This window comes from Spirosoma fluviale, from assembly GCF_900230225.1.
Lineage (GTDB): Bacteria > Bacteroidota > Bacteroidia > Cytophagales > Spirosomataceae > Spirosoma > Spirosoma fluviale.
Genome location: NZ_OCNH01000001.1, coordinates 931,048 through 947,003, shown reverse-complemented (window position 1 = coordinate 947,003; position 15,956 = coordinate 931,048). Strand labels below are relative to the sequence as shown.

Below are 15,956 nucleotides of genomic sequence, written 5' to 3'. Positions count from 1 at the left end.
GCTTTTTAGTTTAGTGGCTCGGCTTTGTAGCCAGCCTTTTCAATGGCCTGACGCACTGTAGCGGCATCAACGGCCGAAACCGTCAGCACTTTTTTAGGATCTTTCACATCCACTTCCCAGTTTCCCTCTCCAACGGCTTCGTTCAGGAATGGTGTTACCGTGGCAATGCAGTTGCCGCACTTTATGTTGGTTTTGAACTTTATGGTTTCCATGATTTTTGTGTCTTTAGTGGTATAACACAAAGGTCAGCCCGAAGCATCCATTTTACCGTATATAATTGCAGATGGCTTTTATAGAATTAAGGTTGGCAGCAGGCCAACCTTAATTCTGACCTACTTATAAAGCTATGCTGGGTATAGTTTCGTAACCACCGCTGGCCAGTAACCCGGCCGGTACGCTAAGTTCGCCGGTTTGCGGGTCAATGAGTCCGTTGCGCTCATCTTCAATGTTGGTAGCCTGCGTGTACACGTCGCCTGCAATGGAGCGTTTCCGCATTTCCTGCTTAAACAACCGGATACGCTCGGCGCGATCTTCCGCATCCTGCGGCCCGCCATAATTGGCAAATCCAAACCCACCCCATTCACTCACGATCAGGGGCACCTGACGACGGTAGAAGAAGGGATCGCCAACCACCAGCGGAAACGCAGCGACTGTTTCCATATCCCCGTCAACCAGCCTGTCGAGGAGGTTCTGCCAGTGGGTCAGGTCGGGGGTGTACAAGTGGGCCGTCAGCAAATCGGACTTGAGCCGCCCTTCAAACGAGATATGCTGCCAGCCGTCGTTATCGACAACCAGAAACTGCGGAAAAGCCAGCTGCATGAAATGGTACATATTCATAATGTACTCGCGGGTTTCGGGATTGGTCGCAATATCCTGCGCCCCCCAGTCTTCGTTGTACAGGCTCCAGATTACGACCGAGGGATGGGTTCCAATGAGAGCCAGCATCCGCATTAACTCCGCCCGGTGATTCTGCCGACTTCGGGCAGTGGAACTGTGCGGACTGGGCACTTCCACCCAAAGCAGCAGACCCAGTTTATCGGCCAGGTTATAAATTCGGGGATCAATACCGGCAATGTGTACCCGAACCAGGTTGCAGCCCAGTTCTTTCATGGCCTTCATATGCCGCTTCATCTCTTCGTAGGTAGCAGTACCGGGTTGATACAGAATTCCGTCGAGGTAGATTGGCTTGTTGTTCAGGTAAACGTACCGGCCACGGGCTTCTATTTTCCGAAGGCCGAACTGCGTTTCGATCTGGGCAATGTACCCGTCAGAATCGATCAACTGAGCCACAAGCTTATAGCGAACGGGGGTTTCTGTCGACCAGAGTTCCGCTCCGGGTACCTCCATCGACACCCGTTGCTGTTTCTGCCCGGCTTCCAGCCGCAAGGGGAAATCGGACGTTGCCAGCGGGGTTGCCGTTTCGGGTGCTTTTCGCTCAAAGACCTGAAGCCGTAACACGTAGTTGCCCGGATCATGAATACGAATGGTCAGGGTAAACCGAACCAGGTGATCTTCAATAGTGCTTACCACCCCTACCCTTGACCGCAGTCGGTTTCGCTCAACGGTTTCGAGCCATACCGATCGCACAGCGCCCGTATACGTCTGGTACCAGATTCCCCCTCGTTTATAGACGTGGGATTCCTGTTTTCCGCGTGGCGTTTCTGCATCCATGGTATCCGCAATACGCACGGTCAGTCGGTTTACGGGCCGCAGGTATTCATCGGCCAGTTCGTAGGAAAAGGACGTATACTCACCATAATGGACCTCGTCTCCCTCGATGGTGCTGAGCGGATGCCCGTTAAGCCACACCCGCGTTTCGTAGCCACAGGCACCAAAGGTTAACTGAATAATGGAGCAGGCCGTGGGGGCACTGCGTTCCGGCAACGAAAACTCCCGTTCATACCAGGCAATTACTTTATCGTGCCAGATCACCGGGCTATCCTGCCCTCTTGCGTAGGCCATGTGCGCTTCTATCGAACCCGGCCACTGGGCAACTCCATCGTAGGAATGGCCCAGGTACCATCTGTCGCGTAGTCCGGTGTCTTTGGGGTCCAAAGCAAACTGCCACTCACCATCGAGTAACCAGTGGGTATTGGGACGCAAAACAGCTCTGGGTAAAGGGTTTATCGGATCGTCAATAAGTGATGTTTCTTCTTTACTGGAAGCAAGACCAAAATTTGATTGAATGTCAGACATACTTGTTGAGTTAATTAAACACGGTAGAACACTTGAGTACCTAGTAAACGCAGCAAACGGCCGATTGGCATAAAAAATTAGTCTGTATCCAGTCCTAAATGGCCGGTATAGCCCGCTGAATTACACACTTTGTTACAACCCATTTTTTAAGGACGCTAAAGAATTCTACTCCTTTTTTGTTGCGTTTAAAGTTGAAAACCGAAAGTCAACATAATGACATACAGCAGCTTCCAGAAAAAACCCAGAACTAACTACGAAAGATCACTACTTATTTAACTCACTTTTAACAGCAGGTTAAGCCCAATTTAAGTTCGGCCCGGCACTTTTGCACACAACAAAGCAGTACACCATAGCCGGTATGAACAAATTCATCAAAAGCATACTTTCCTTCTCGCTGAAGAATAAGTTTTTCATCTTTTTTCTGACGGCGCTGGCCGTTGTGGCCGGCATTATCAGCTATCAGAATACGCCTATCGAGGCTTTTCCGGATGTAACGAATACCCAGATAACCCTCATCACCCAATGGCCGGGCCGGTCGGCGGAGGAGGTTGAAAAGTTCGTTACCATCCCGATAGAAATTGGACTGAACTCTGTACAAAAACGAACCGATATACGCTCTACGTCCTTATTCGGATTATCTGTCGTTAAAATCCTGTTCGATGATGGAGCCGATGATGCCTTTGCCCGCCAGCAGGTAAACAACCTGCTCAGTGGCATTGAATTACCCGAAGGTATCCGGCCGGATGTGCAACCGCCTTACGGCCCAACGGGTGAGATTTTTCGCTACACCCTTCAGTCGTCAACCCGCACCGCCCGCGAACTGAAAACAATACAGGACTGGGTCATCGATCGGCAGCTAAAGAGTGTGCCGGGCGTGGCCGATGTGGTTAGCTTTGGTGGAGAGGTGAAGACCTACGAAATTTCGGTTGATCCGCGCCGGTTGATCGACTACAACATTACGCCCCTCCAGCTCTACCAGGCCGTAGCCAATGCAAACGTAAATGTGGGTGGCGATGTGATTGAGAAAAACTCGGAAGCCTATGTGGTACGGGGTATCGGCCTGCTGAAAAACCAACAGGACATTCAGAACATCATCGTTAAGAACATCAAGGGAACGCCTATTACGGTTCATAATGTAGCGCAGGTCTCGGAATCGGCGCTCCCCAGACTCGGACAAGCCGGACGAGATAAGAAAGACGACGAAGTGGAGTGCATCATTGTCATGCGCAAAGGCGAAAATCCGAGCGAAGTCATTGAACGGGTGAAGGCCAAAATCAATGAGCTGAATACCAGTATCCTGCCCGGCGATGTACAGATCAACACCTTCTACAACCGGGAAACGCTCATCAATTTCGCCACCCACACCGTAACGCATAACCTGATCGAGGGCATCATATTCGTAACGGTTATCGTGTTTATTTTCATGGCCGACTGGCGCACTACGATCACCGTTTCGATCGTGATTCCCCTGGCGCTGTTATTTGCATTCATCTGTTTACGGCTAAAGGGCATGTCGGCCAACTTACTGTCGATGGGGGCCATTGATTTTGGGATCATCGTCGATGGCGCAGTCGTAATGGTGGAGGGCATTTTCGTAACGCTCGATGAACTGGCTCACCAGCAGGGCATGGCTAAATTTAACCGACTGGCCAAACTGGGTATTCTCCGCCGAACGGGCACTGAGATGGGGAAAGCCATTTTCTTTTCAAAGGCCATTATTATTACCTGTCTGATTCCAATTTTCTCTTTCCAGAAAGTTGAAGGCAAAATGTTCTCTCCCTTAGCCTGGACACTGGGTTTTGCGCTATTGGGTGCCCTTATTTTCACCCTGACGCTGGTTCCGGTTCTGGCGAGTATTCTGCTGAAAAAGAACGTTCGGGAGAAGCACAATCCGTTCGTCAATTTTGTAACTAACTACTCGACCCGGCTCTTCGGCTTTACGTTCGCCCACAAGAAAACAAGCATATTGCTTACGGGTCTGCTTGTTTTGATTGGGTTGTCGGGTTTTACCTTACTGGGTACCGAGTTTTTGCCCGAATTGAATGAGGGCTCCATTTACGTCAGGGCCACCATGCCGATGAGTATTTCTTTGCCCGAATCGGTAAAGCAGAGTGTACAGATGCGCCATATTTTTGAGCAGTTCTCGGAGGTAAAAGGCGTCATTTCCCAGACGGGCAGACCTAATGACGGAACCGACCCAACAGGTTTTTATAACATTGAATTTCTGGTCGACATTTACCCGCAGGACGACTGGAAGAGCGGCTTAACCAAAGAAGAATTAGTGGAAAAAATGCAGGAAAAACTCAGTGTTTTTCCCGGCGTAAATTTTGGGTTCTCGCAGCCCATTATGGACAATGTAGAGGAAGCTGTTTCGGGCGTTAAAGGCTCCATCGCCGTTAAAATTTACGGCCCGGACCAGACCATTCTGGAAGCCAAAGCGGGCGAAATCAGGAACCAGCTTGCCACCGTTCAGGGAATCGAAGACCTGGGGGTGATTCGCACCACGGGCCAGCCCGAAATGCGCATTGAGCTCGACGAACAGAAACTGGCCTTGTACGGCGTCAATAAGGCCGATGCCGAAGCAGTCATTGAAATGGCCATTGGTGGTAAAGCTGCCACGCAGATCTACGAAGGCGAGCGAAAATTTGACCTGCGTATTCGGTACGACCGGCCTTTCCGTTCCAGCGAGCAACAGATTAGCCAGTTAATGGTTCCTACCGAAAACGGCAGCATGATTCCCATCAAGGAAATTGCCCGAGTTTATACCCAGACCGGCCCGGTATTGATTTTTCGGGAAGGGGGTCAGCGCTACGGAGCGGTGAAATTCTCGGTCCGGGGGCGCGACATGGGTAGTGCGGTGGCCGAAGCCCAGCAAAAAGTACAGGCCAATGTAAAACTTCCGGCAGGGTACACCGCTAAATGGGCCGGCGATTTTGAAAACCAGCAACGAGCTACCGCCCGACTGGCTCAGGTTGTGCCCATCAGCTTACTGGCCATTTTCTTTATTTTATTCATTCTTTTCGGCAATGTAAAAGACGCTGGTTTGGTCTTGTTCAACGTCCCATTTGCCATTATTGGAGGCATTGCCGCGTTGCTGCTTACACATGTTAACTTCAGCATATCGGCAGGGATTGGTTTCATCGCCCTCTTTGGCATTTGTATTCAAAATGGGGTGATCCTTATATCGGTATTCAAGAAAAACTTACGGAATGGATTGCCTTTGAATGACGCCATTCGGGAAGGCGTTGTTTCCCGTATACGTCCGGTAGTTATGACTGCCATGATGGCCGGTATCGGCCTGATTCCGGCAGCTATTTCGCACGGAATCGGCTCCGAAACGGCTAAACCGCTGGCTATTGTTGTAATTGGCGGGCTAATTACGGCCACCTTACTGACCCTTTTTATATTTCCGCTCATTTTCTACGCTTTTTATCGGCAGAAATTCAGCAACATTTGATCTGTCCTGCTTTTTTTACGTGCGGTCGATAATTTTTAACCTGATTTTCACGTTTTATTGAAAAGATGTTGCAACATTTGTAATGTCCTATACACAGAAAAAGACCTACTTTTCTGTCGTATATAAAGAAATTGCTTACTTTAGCATAACAATCCTTTACAAAGGGAAGGTTGAACATCAAGATTTGACGACCGCTCGGTCGTGAATCTTGAAATGGTGTGGATAGAAGCGGAAAGCCGCCCCGACATTCGGAGCGGCTTTTTTGTGTTTCACGCGTTTTTTGCCCAGGGTAATTTAACAGTCTTTTAATTCTGTTTTCAACTCCTTTTAAGACGCGTCAACGAGTTTTGAGTGCTCGATTGAGCGAAGCATTCGCCGGCCTTAACAGGGCTATTTTTGCCAGGCAGTGTCTCATAAAGTAAATAATTTATTCTGCCGTTTTTAAATCAGCCGATAGCTATGTATGTTGCCGATATGAAGATTCTGGTAGTAGAAGACGAGCCTAAACTGGCTTCGTTTGTCAAGAAAGGGCTGGAGGAACAATCTTGTGAAGTAGATGTAGCGTATGACGGCCAGGTAGGACGCAATATGGCTCTCAATAATCTTTACGACGTTATTGTGCTGGATATTAACTTGCCTAAAATGAATGGCTTCGATGTTGTTCAGTCAATCAGGCAGGAAAAAAATCGCACACCCGTACTGATGCTGACGGCAATGGGATCTGTAGATGATAAGCTCACAGGTTTTGAAGCCGGCGCTGACGACTATCTGGTCAAACCATTTGAATTCCGGGAGTTAATGGCACGGCTGCGGGCGCTGACCAAGCGAAGCAGCGATGCCGGGATGCAGTCTAATGTACTGAAGGTAGCTGATCTTGAGCTGGATCTGAATGAAAAGATTGCCCGCCGGGGTGACAAACGAATTGAGCTTACCGCCAAAGAGTTTGGTTTGCTCGACTACCTGATGCGCAACCGGGGCCGGGTAGTCTCTCGCGTTGATATCGCCGAAAAAGTTTGGGATATTCATTTCGATACCGGTACGAACGTCATTGATGTGTATGTCAATTTTTTGCGCAAAAAAATTGATAAAGATTTCCCAACCAAACTTATCCATACAGTAATTGGTATGGGGTATATGTTGAAGGAAGAGTAGGAGTTAGGAGTTAGAAGCGAGGAGTTAGGAGTTGCTGACGCCCGCAGTGTTGACGCGTCAGCAACTCCTAACTCCTCGCTTCTAACTCCTAACTCCTTAAAAGATGAATATCCGCACTCGCCTGACATTACTGTTTGTGCTGCTGGTCGCTTCGATTGTGCTGCTCTTTACGGTTTCGGTTTACTACCTCTATGACCAGTTCAGGGAGCAGGAGTTTCAGCAACGTCTTCAGGAGAAAGCCTTCACCACCATACGTCTTCGCGAAGATGTGGGCGAAGTGCCGCAAGACGATTTACCCGTTATCACCAATGAACAGGTAACGGTTTACAACAAGCAGGGAAGGGTTCTGTTTAATCAGGGAAACCAACGGCCCCGCTTCCCGGTAACGCCCGACTTTCTGCGTAAGATAACCCTCCGGCAATTTCAATATGTTCGGATAGGCGATCTGGAAGCCGTTGGCGTACTTTACCTTAATGTACGGGGTGAAAAAGTACTGATCGTTGCCTCGGGCAATGACCGATACGGACTCACAAAACTCGTCCGGCTACGGGAGATTTTATTCTCGGGCTGGCTACTGAGCTTAATTATTGTTGGTATTTCCGGGTACTTATTTGCTACCGATGCCCTCAGGCCGGTGGCAGAACTGATTACCCAGGTCAACGCCATCTCGGCAACCAACATTCACAAGCGATTGAGCGTGGGTCGCCCGCGCGATGAGCTGGCGGACCTGGCCCGTACCTTCAACGATCTGCTTACGCGACTCGAAGAAGCGTTTGTTTTGCAGAAGAGCTTCGTTTCACATGCGTCGCACGAGTTGCGAACGCCTTTGACGGTGATGATGGGCCAGATTGAAGTGACCCGGTTACAGGCGCGTACAACCGAGGAATATGAAGTGGCATTTGACGCCCTGCTCGACGAAGTTAAAAGTATGATCCGACTGGTAAATGGCCTCCTCGAACTGGCCAGAGCTAATTCTGACATCATCACCCTGAATTACCAGCCCGTCCGCATTGACGAGTTGCTATGGCAGGCCCAAAGCCTGATCGTCAGCAAGAAACCCGACTATCAGATCGACATTGACTTCGACAACCTTCCCGTTCAGGAAGAGGAGCTGGTTATTTTGGGCGAAGAGTCCCTCCTGCAAACAGCGTTTCAAAATTTAATGGAAAACGGCTGTAAATACTCGCCCGATAATCGAATGTCGGTAAGGATTTTATTCAAGCCCGGAAAGATAATACTTACCTTCAGTGACCATGGGTATGGTATATCATCCAGCGACATTGTGCATATTTTCGAGCCCTTTTACCGCTCGGAATCTACCATGACCATCAATGGCCATGGCATTGGTCTCGCGCTGACACAACGCATTATTGAGTTGCACAACGGTACTATCGACGTAGAATCTACAGTTGGTGAAGGCACCACATTTCGCATTTCCCTACCTACTTCCAGCCCGTTAAAAAAACCCGCCTTACAATCAGGCGAAGGTGAGGTTGTTTAAGAGCAACGCTCAACGTTCCTGTTAAACCGATGGTTTGACAGGAACGTTGAGCGTTGCATTCGGGGCCAGTAACCTATTCGGTTATAAATTCAACCGTTGCAACCCGCGCCATATCCTCCCAGAAAGAAGGGTATGATTTGGCTACTACGCCCGGCTCTTCAATGATGATTTCCTGCTGCATGGCCACCGGGGCAAAAGCCATGGCCATTCGATGGTCGTCGTAGGTGGCGATGGTTGCGGGGCCGGGAGGAGCAATGGCGAGCTGATGAACTTCATACAGATGATTGGTTTCTAGCTCTACCAGTTCCGCACCAATTTTCTGCAACTCGGCCTGTAGCGCAGCCACCCGATCGGTTTCTTTGATTTTCAGACTTTCGATACCCGTCATCCGCAGAACAACACCTTTTACGGCGGCACAAACGGCAACGGTCTGGGCCAGGTCAGGGCAATCGGTAAAGTCCCAGACCATGGTTTGATGCGTTGGTATCTTCGTTAGCCGAACGCCCGTATCCGTAAATGTGCTCTCTACGCCCAGAAGACGCATGATCGACACAATGGCACTATCGCCCTGCAGGGATTTGGCTTTAAGACCCAGCAAATTGATCTCAGCCGTTTCATCCGTTGCCAGGGCGGCTACACTGTACCAGTAACTGGCGCCTGACCAGTCCGACTCGATGGCGTACGGTTTCGGTACGTAGGGCCGGGGAGCAACCGTTATCGTTTTTGCCTCCCAATCTGCCCGAACATCGGCCCCGAAGTACCGCATCTGCTCCAGGGTCATCTCTATATACGGCCGGGAGCCGATGGCGCCGGTCAATTCCAGCGTCAGGCCATTGGGCAGCAGCGGAGCAATCATGACGAGGGCCGAAATGTATTGACTGCTCACATCGCCCCGAATGCTGAGCCGGTTGGTCGATTCAGCGGAAGCCGCAAACCCGTTGATCTGAAGCGGGGGATATCCTTCGTTTTTCAGGTACGTAATATCAGCCCCCAGCGCCCGTAGTGCATCAACCAGAATACCAATCGGGCGCTCACACATCCGGGGCGTGCCCGTCATTATTTTGTGTTGACCCGTTACGCTGAAATACGCGGTCAAAAACCGCATGGTAGTTCCGGCATCCAGCACATCGGCCGTGGTGTCCTCTGACTTCAGCAGCCGAATCATTGTCTGGGTATCGCGGGCGGTTGACAGGTTTTGCAGATCACAGCGAAAACCGGTAAGCGCGTCGATAATCAAAGCGCGATTACTTTCACTCTTCGATGAGGCCAGTGGAATCGTAGCCCGGACTTGATGGTCCTGAACAATTCCAGGCTTTGTCAGCGTGGCGGGGGGATTTAAACGAACGGCGTTCAAAAGAAAAACAGGTTGGTACTCACATGAAATAGTTCGCAAAAAAACGAAAAATCGACTACATTCCAGCCATCATTTAACGTACCAACCCGAATTCAGGCACCACCCAAATGTCATATAAATTCATAAACGCCCATGTTTTTACCGGAACCGACTGGTTACCCGGCAGTTCAGTAAAAATCAGCAATGACCGTATTGCCGAAATTAGCCAGGCATCACCGGCTTCTGATGCTACCGATGACCAGACCACGGTCGTTGATTTTGGGGGTGATTATCTGATTCCGGGCCTGATTGATCTACAGCTTTACGGTGGATCGGACCTGTTTCTGAACGACCAGCCAACCCCCGAAACAGTCCGGCACATCTATAACGCCCACGCCCGGAATGGCACCACTACCTTACTCCCTACCATTCATTCGACCTCGCTCGACATTATGCGGGAGTCCATGGCGGCTGTTCAGGCTGTACGGACGGAGAACCCATTTGGCGTACCGGGAATCCACATTGAGGGACCTTATTTTAATCCGATCAAACGGGGAGCCCACAGTATGGCTTATGTCCGCACCCCGGCAGACGGTGAACTGGAGGCCCTGTTCAGTACCGATGCCGATGTTATTCGTATTCTTACCCTGGCTCCAGAGATACTTACCCCCGTCCAATTCGCGACTATCAAGCAGTTAAAGCATTCGAACACCCTGCTGTCTCTTGGTCACAGCAATGCAACGTATCAACAGGCTACTGCGGCTTTCAACGATGGAATCCCCCTGGCAACGCACCTGTATAATGCCATGCGCGGGTACGAAAGCCGCGAACCGGGTGTGGTGGGAGCGGTTTTCGACCACCCTGCCGTTTATGCCAGCATCATTGCTGACAGTTACCACTGCAACCCAACCACCATCCGGATTGCCTACCGACTGCTGGGCGAACGGCTCTTCCTCATTTCCGACGCGCTATTTGCCAACCCTCCCCGGCCAACGTTTGAACTCGGCCAATTTGTGGTACACTACGAACCCGATACCAACGGACCCGGCCGCTACGTCAACAACGAGGGCAATCTGGCCGGATCGGCCATTACGTTGATTGACTGCGTCAAGATTGCCGTTGAACAGGCCGGTATCCCCCTCACCAGCGCCTTACGTATGGCATCGACCGTTCCGGCCGAAATCATCAGCATGGGCGACCAGCTCGGCAAAATCCAATCGGGTTATCTGGCGAATCTGGTTCGGCTGGATAAAGACCTGTGCGTGAAAAGTGTCTGGACATCAGGCCAGCAACTAGCCTGACGCCCAAACCGCTAGCGGGCACTCTTGACCACAGCCTGTTCGTAGTTTTGATTGAGGGTTTCCAGAAACTTGCCTGCTACCCAGCTAATGTCCGAATCCCGAATAAACACGAATCGTTTGGGTACAGAAGTATTGGCGTAGGCCCGAAATACCGATTCCAGTAACAAAGCCCCCGCAATCAATTGCTTCTCGTTAAATTGATTCTGGACATTATTGATGTCTGCTTCGGCTTTCCGGCGCACAACCGGGTCTGCTAAATCGGTCAAGTCGGGCTGAATCAGGCTCTGGTAATCGGTCATGACCAGGCGGGCAAATCGCTGGGCATCGCTCAAAGTAAGCGGTACGGCGGTAGTACCGGCTTTTTCGGGATGCAGGTAAACGGTCATGGCCCAGGCGATTCCCCCGCCGATGGCTACCGTTTTGCGCTGGTGTAAGCCTGGGCTGGCGGTGTTGAATTCAACATTTACGGCGGTATCGGCAATCATTTTAATGACCCGCCTGGCCTCCTCTTTATAAGCGTCTATGGGCAATGACCGATTGCCGTCAATTAAATTAGCCAGCGTTTTTGTTCCATACGGTAAGCTCACCGCATGAAACCTTCGCCCATTATCATAATAGCCTCCCTTAGTATTACCACTGCCAATATCGATGCAGGAAGTAGCGACCCACAACCGGCGGGGAACGGAGCCGATTAAAAACAGTTCAGCTTCGCGGGCAGCCGTCAATGTAGTATCTATGCGAAGGCTGTCAGCTCCGGATGGATTGCCACTCATCAGCGACGAGAACAACTCATAGAGTTTCTTCTTTCTGGCCGGTGTTTTCCCCAACGTTTCATTGATTCCACTGCTAAACGCGATGTAGGTATGATCGGCGGGAATTTTATACCGTCTGATGGAGTCCATGTAGGCCTTCATAACGTCCTGACCATCTTTAAAGGACTGCGCGGTACCAGACACCAGGGTTACGTTTGGCGCAACGGGCTTGACCTTAATGTCTTTGTTATAAAACCCGTTCTCATAGACTGATCTAAAAATGGCCAGTTTAACCCCCGACGCACCAATATCGATGCCTGCATACAGGTCCTTGCCCGACATTTCGCCAATCAGTTGACGCATGGCGGCTGCACTGGCTCCGTAATTCAGTTTTTGATAAAGGTTATGGGCCTTGTAAAAGTAGCTTAGGGCAGTCTGGCTATTTTCCAGATCCGTGTAGGCAAACCCAAGGTTCTCGTAAGCAACGGCCTCCAGATACACATCTTTCGATTGAACAGCCGGTAGCGCCCGGAGAACCAGATCAATGGCCTGTTGCGGTCTGTCGACCATCCTGAGGGTGTTGCCTAATTTAATAAAGTGCAGCGCTTCGACCGAATTGGTTGCATTCTGTGCGTTGACAGATAGTTTACAAAAAATGATTAGACAGGTAAGTAAATAGTAGTTCATGGAATGTGGAGGAATAAATAACCGTTTTTTCGTTACACAAAAGTAGACAAAACCAAGAGTCTAAGTTTATTAAAGTCTACTGACAACCAGTATATTGTTACCAAAATCTTAGGCAAAGGCCCGGTTGATGAACCCGCTAGTGACAGCCATCGAGCCCCTATTCAACAGCAATTCAGGGGTGAATTTCCGCATCAGCTGTACTACCTCCGCTTGACCTTTCCTCAAAAATATTCGACTATCAACTTTATATTGTATTAATCAAATAAAACAGTATTAAATTCTATCTAATTATTTGAAGTCATAATTTTAGTAGGCATATTTGACAAAGTACAACAAAAAACCACCTCTCATTTCGTGCGCGCGAATAAGTAACCAGAGAGTCATCTTTTAAGTGAGCGTGTAGTTAGACGATCATTATTGATCGAACTGATTACCGTCGGCATTTACGCATTCAGTTTACTAGCATACATCGGTCGAAAAAATCGGCTTGTGGTAGTCTATTGCCCAAACTTTATCAACACTAACTAGCTACTTACGGCTAAAAAAAACTACTCAGAAATAATATAGTGACCTAACAATCAGTGTGTTCAACTTTATCTAAATGCTAAACATGGAAATAAAATTACGTAAGCATGACATTCTACCTGTGTTGGTTGCCATGTTCATGATGGTCGCTCTCTGTCCAATGTCTGCCCTGGCACAAAGCAAGCGAATAACCGGTAAAGTGGTCTCCAGTGTTAACTCCGAAATCGTACAGGGGGTCAACGTATTAGTAAAAGGCAACAGCCGACGGGGTGCCGTGACGGATGGTGAAGGTAAATTCTCGCTGGAAGCCACCCCTACTGACGTGCTTGTATTCAGTTTCATTGGCTTTAAAACAAAGGAAGTCAAAGTAGGTAGTGAGTCCACGTTCAACATTTCGCTGGATGAAGACGCCACTCAGCTGACGGAATTGATTGTAACGGGCTCGCGCAATACCGGGCGTACTATTCTGGAAACGCCCGTTCCGGTCGATGTCATTTCGATCAAGGACATAATGGGCGAGTTGCCACAAATCGATCTGGCGCAAATGCTGGCTTTTGTGGCACCCAGTTTCAATGCCGTTCGGTCGCAGGGGGGTGATTTGAACTCCCACGTTGATCCCGTTCAGCTACGGAACATGGCTCCAAACCAGATTCTTGTGCTGGTAAACGGAAAGAGACGCCACACATCGGCACTTCTCATCACTGAAACCGCCGTGGGCAGCCCCTCAACGACGGTCGATCTGATGACGATTCCCGTTTCGGCCATCGACCGGGTCGAAATCCTGCGCGATGGTGCCGCTGCTCAGTATGGTTCCGACGCCGTTGCAGGGGTGGTTAACATCATCCTCAAAAAAGGCACGAACAAGCTAACGGCCAGCCTGACCGGTGGTGGGTACGCCAACACCGGTGGTCAGGCCGGTGCGCTGACAAAATCGGGCAAACCCGACGGCTTCAACTACCAGTTCGACGCCAACTATGGCTTCAAGATTGGCGATAAAGGCTATTTTAACATGTCGGGACAGATCACCCAACGACGGCCAACGCTGCGCCCATTCGTGAATGACTGGGGCTTTTTCGATAAAACGTATCTTAACAACCTCAGAACCGACAAAGCGGGCAATCCAGTTATTACCAACCCCGAACTCATCAATGCACAGGCGGCAGGTAACACTTCACAGATTGCCGCACTGACCACAGAAACAGGACTGATGACCGCCCGGGGGCTAACCAAAGCCGATTTTGCGGTGTATGCCGGTATGCCTGCTATTACGCTTGGCAGCACCTTTTACAATGCCGGGTATGAGATAAACCCCACCACCACCATCTACAGTTTTGGTGGCGCATCGTATAAGTATCTGGAAGGATTCTCCTGCTATTTCCGTCGACCCGCCCAAACCGACCGATTCAACTACCTGCTCTATCCAAACGGTTTCCGGCCTCAGATGACCTCCAACACCTCGGATGTGTCGAACACCATTGGTCTCAAGAGCAAGATCGGCGAGTTTAGTGTTGACTTCAGCAACACCTTCGGCCGGAATACGATGCGGCTTGGCATGGTAAACACCATGAATGCGTCTTTGGGCTCCAATACGCCGGTGAACATGAATCTGGGAACGCACCAGTTCTCCCAGAACTCGACGAACCTCGACATGTCCCGCTACTTTAAAGGCGTTATGAACGGGCTGAACATTGCCTTTGGTGCCGAGATGCGCATCGAGAATTACAAAATCATTAAAGGACAGGAAGAAAGCTATGCTTACGGAACGGCAGGCATTGTTACCGTTAGCAGAGACGGGCTCCTGGTTGGTCCGGATGGCAAACCACTGGAAAATGCCAGCAGTGTTCCCATCGTTGACGCCAACGGAAACCCACTTGCCGTAGAAGCAGGCCAGCAGGTAACGGTTAAGTCCCTCTCGTCGAACTGCCAGTGCTTTGCAGGTTTCGGCCCTAAAAATGAGCGCAACGAGTTCAGAACGACGATGGCCGCCTATCTGGACGCTGAACTGGAACTTACCCGGAAATTCCTTATAGCCGGTGCGTTCCGTCTGGAAAACTACTCTGATTTTGGTGGCGTAACGATTGGCAAACTGGCCGCTCGCTATTCGATCACCAAAACACTTTCGCTGCGTGGATCGATTGCCTCCGGTTTCCGGGCACCCTCCCTACAGGAGTTGAACTATACGCACACGGCTACAGCCTTCGTACCGGACAAGAACGGTATCCCCCAGCCGCTTGACGTAACCACCTACCCGACCAACAGCACAGCGGCCCGGGTGTTGGGCATCAAAGGCCTAAAACAGGAGCAGTCGCGTACCTATGGCATAGGACTTACCTATCAGCCCGCACCAGGGTTTGAAGTAACGCTGGACGCTTACCAGATTGACGTCGACAACCGGATCTTCAGAACCAGCTATTTCAACGCGTCGGAAGTTGGCAACAACTACGGCGAGGTAATTGGTGAAGGGGAGGCTCAGTTCTTCGTGAATGGTGCCGATGTTCGCTCGAAAGGTCTTGAGGCCGTTGGGAACTATACCCTCAACCTCCAGAAAGGCAAAAGCGTTACGTTTACGCTGGCTACCATTCTCAGCAAAAACACGGTTCTCAACCGGAAAGTCCTTGACCTGAATGTAGCCAATCTTACCTCGGAGCAAATTGTTGGCAAATACCTCAGCCGTGATATTATCGGCCAGTTTGAAACAGGCACGCCAAGAACGAAACTGATTGGTTCGGTGATGTACCGGGTCAATAAATTTAACGCTATGCTACGTGGCACCTACTTTGGCACCGTAACGGAGCGATCAGTTTCTTCGGACAACGATGGCAACTTCTACGATCAGACGTTCTCCGGCCAGGCGGTTTTTGATCTGAGCTTCGGCTATGACCTGAGTCGGAACGTAAAAGTATCGATTGGCGGCAGCAACATTTTCGATAAATACCCACAAATACTCCGTTCCGAGAATCAGGGTTTCTATCTGTACTCCAACAATCAGCAAGGGTCCAATGGTGCGTATTACTATGGCCGTTTAACCTTTAACTTCTAACCGACACTCCAG

General features: G+C 50.1%; 9 protein-coding genes. 5 read left to right on the top strand and 4 right to left on the bottom strand.

The annotated features are described in order from the left end of the window. Positions 1 to 5: 5 nt before the first annotated feature. Complete coding sequence (locus CRO74_RS03940) at positions 6 to 212, bottom strand: heavy-metal-associated domain-containing protein (protein WP_097124680.1); 207 nt, start codon at positions 210 to 212, stop codon at positions 6 to 8. 124 nt (positions 213 to 336) lie between these two features. Next, positions 337 to 2,196: a glycoside hydrolase family 2 protein gene (locus tag CRO74_RS03935; RefSeq protein WP_097124678.1), complete on the bottom strand. Its 1,860-nt coding sequence runs from the start codon at positions 2,194 to 2,196 to the stop codon at positions 337 to 339. A gap of 358 nt (positions 2,197 to 2,554) precedes the next feature. Between CRO74_RS03935 and CRO74_RS03930 the strand changes: the two genes are divergently transcribed. From CRO74_RS03930 to CRO74_RS03920, 3 genes are all read left to right on the top strand, one after another. After that, entirely contained in the window at positions 2,555 to 5,653 is a 3,099-nt protein-coding gene (locus CRO74_RS03930; RefSeq protein WP_097124677.1) for an efflux RND transporter permease subunit, read from the top strand. Between the two features lie 474 nt (positions 5,654 to 6,127). Beyond that, the gene (locus CRO74_RS03925; RefSeq protein WP_179830170.1) at positions 6,128 to 6,805 is read left to right on the top strand and encodes a response regulator; all 678 of its coding nucleotides are present in this window, start codon (positions 6,128 to 6,130) and stop codon (positions 6,803 to 6,805) included. Between the two features lie 103 nt (positions 6,806 to 6,908). Next, positions 6,909 to 8,306 (top strand): sensor histidine kinase, encoded by a 1,398-nt coding sequence (locus CRO74_RS03920; RefSeq protein ID WP_097124675.1) that lies wholly within the window; start codon positions 6,909 to 6,911, stop codon positions 8,304 to 8,306. A gap of 73 nt (positions 8,307 to 8,379) precedes the next feature. Here CRO74_RS03920 and CRO74_RS03915 read toward each other — a convergent pair whose 3' ends face one another. Beyond that, positions 8,380 to 9,660: a 3-phosphoshikimate 1-carboxyvinyltransferase gene (locus CRO74_RS03915; RefSeq protein ID WP_394341878.1), complete on the bottom strand. Its 1,281-nt coding sequence runs from the start codon at positions 9,658 to 9,660 to the stop codon at positions 8,380 to 8,382. A gap of 107 nt (positions 9,661 to 9,767) precedes the next feature. Here CRO74_RS03915 and nagA point away from each other — a divergent pair, with 107 nt between their 5' ends. Beyond that, positions 9,768 to 10,940, top strand: coding sequence for an N-acetylglucosamine-6-phosphate deacetylase (gene nagA, locus CRO74_RS03910; RefSeq protein ID WP_097124674.1), 1,173 nt, complete (start codon positions 9,768 to 9,770; stop codon positions 10,938 to 10,940). A gap of 11 nt (positions 10,941 to 10,951) precedes the next feature. Here the strand turns inward: nagA and CRO74_RS03905 are convergent, their stop codons facing one another. Then, positions 10,952 to 12,379, bottom strand: coding sequence for a tetratricopeptide repeat protein (locus tag CRO74_RS03905; protein ID WP_097124673.1), 1,428 nt, complete (start codon positions 12,377 to 12,379; stop codon positions 10,952 to 10,954). Between the two features lie 610 nt (positions 12,380 to 12,989). On the opposite strand from CRO74_RS03905, the gene CRO74_RS03900 reads away from it, so the two are divergent. Beyond that, positions 12,990 to 15,944 carry a TonB-dependent receptor gene (locus CRO74_RS03900; RefSeq protein ID WP_245877751.1) on the top strand — a complete coding sequence of 985 codons (2,955 nt, stop codon included), beginning with the start codon at positions 12,990 to 12,992 and terminating at the stop codon, positions 15,942 to 15,944. Positions 15,945 to 15,956 lie beyond the last annotated feature (12 nt).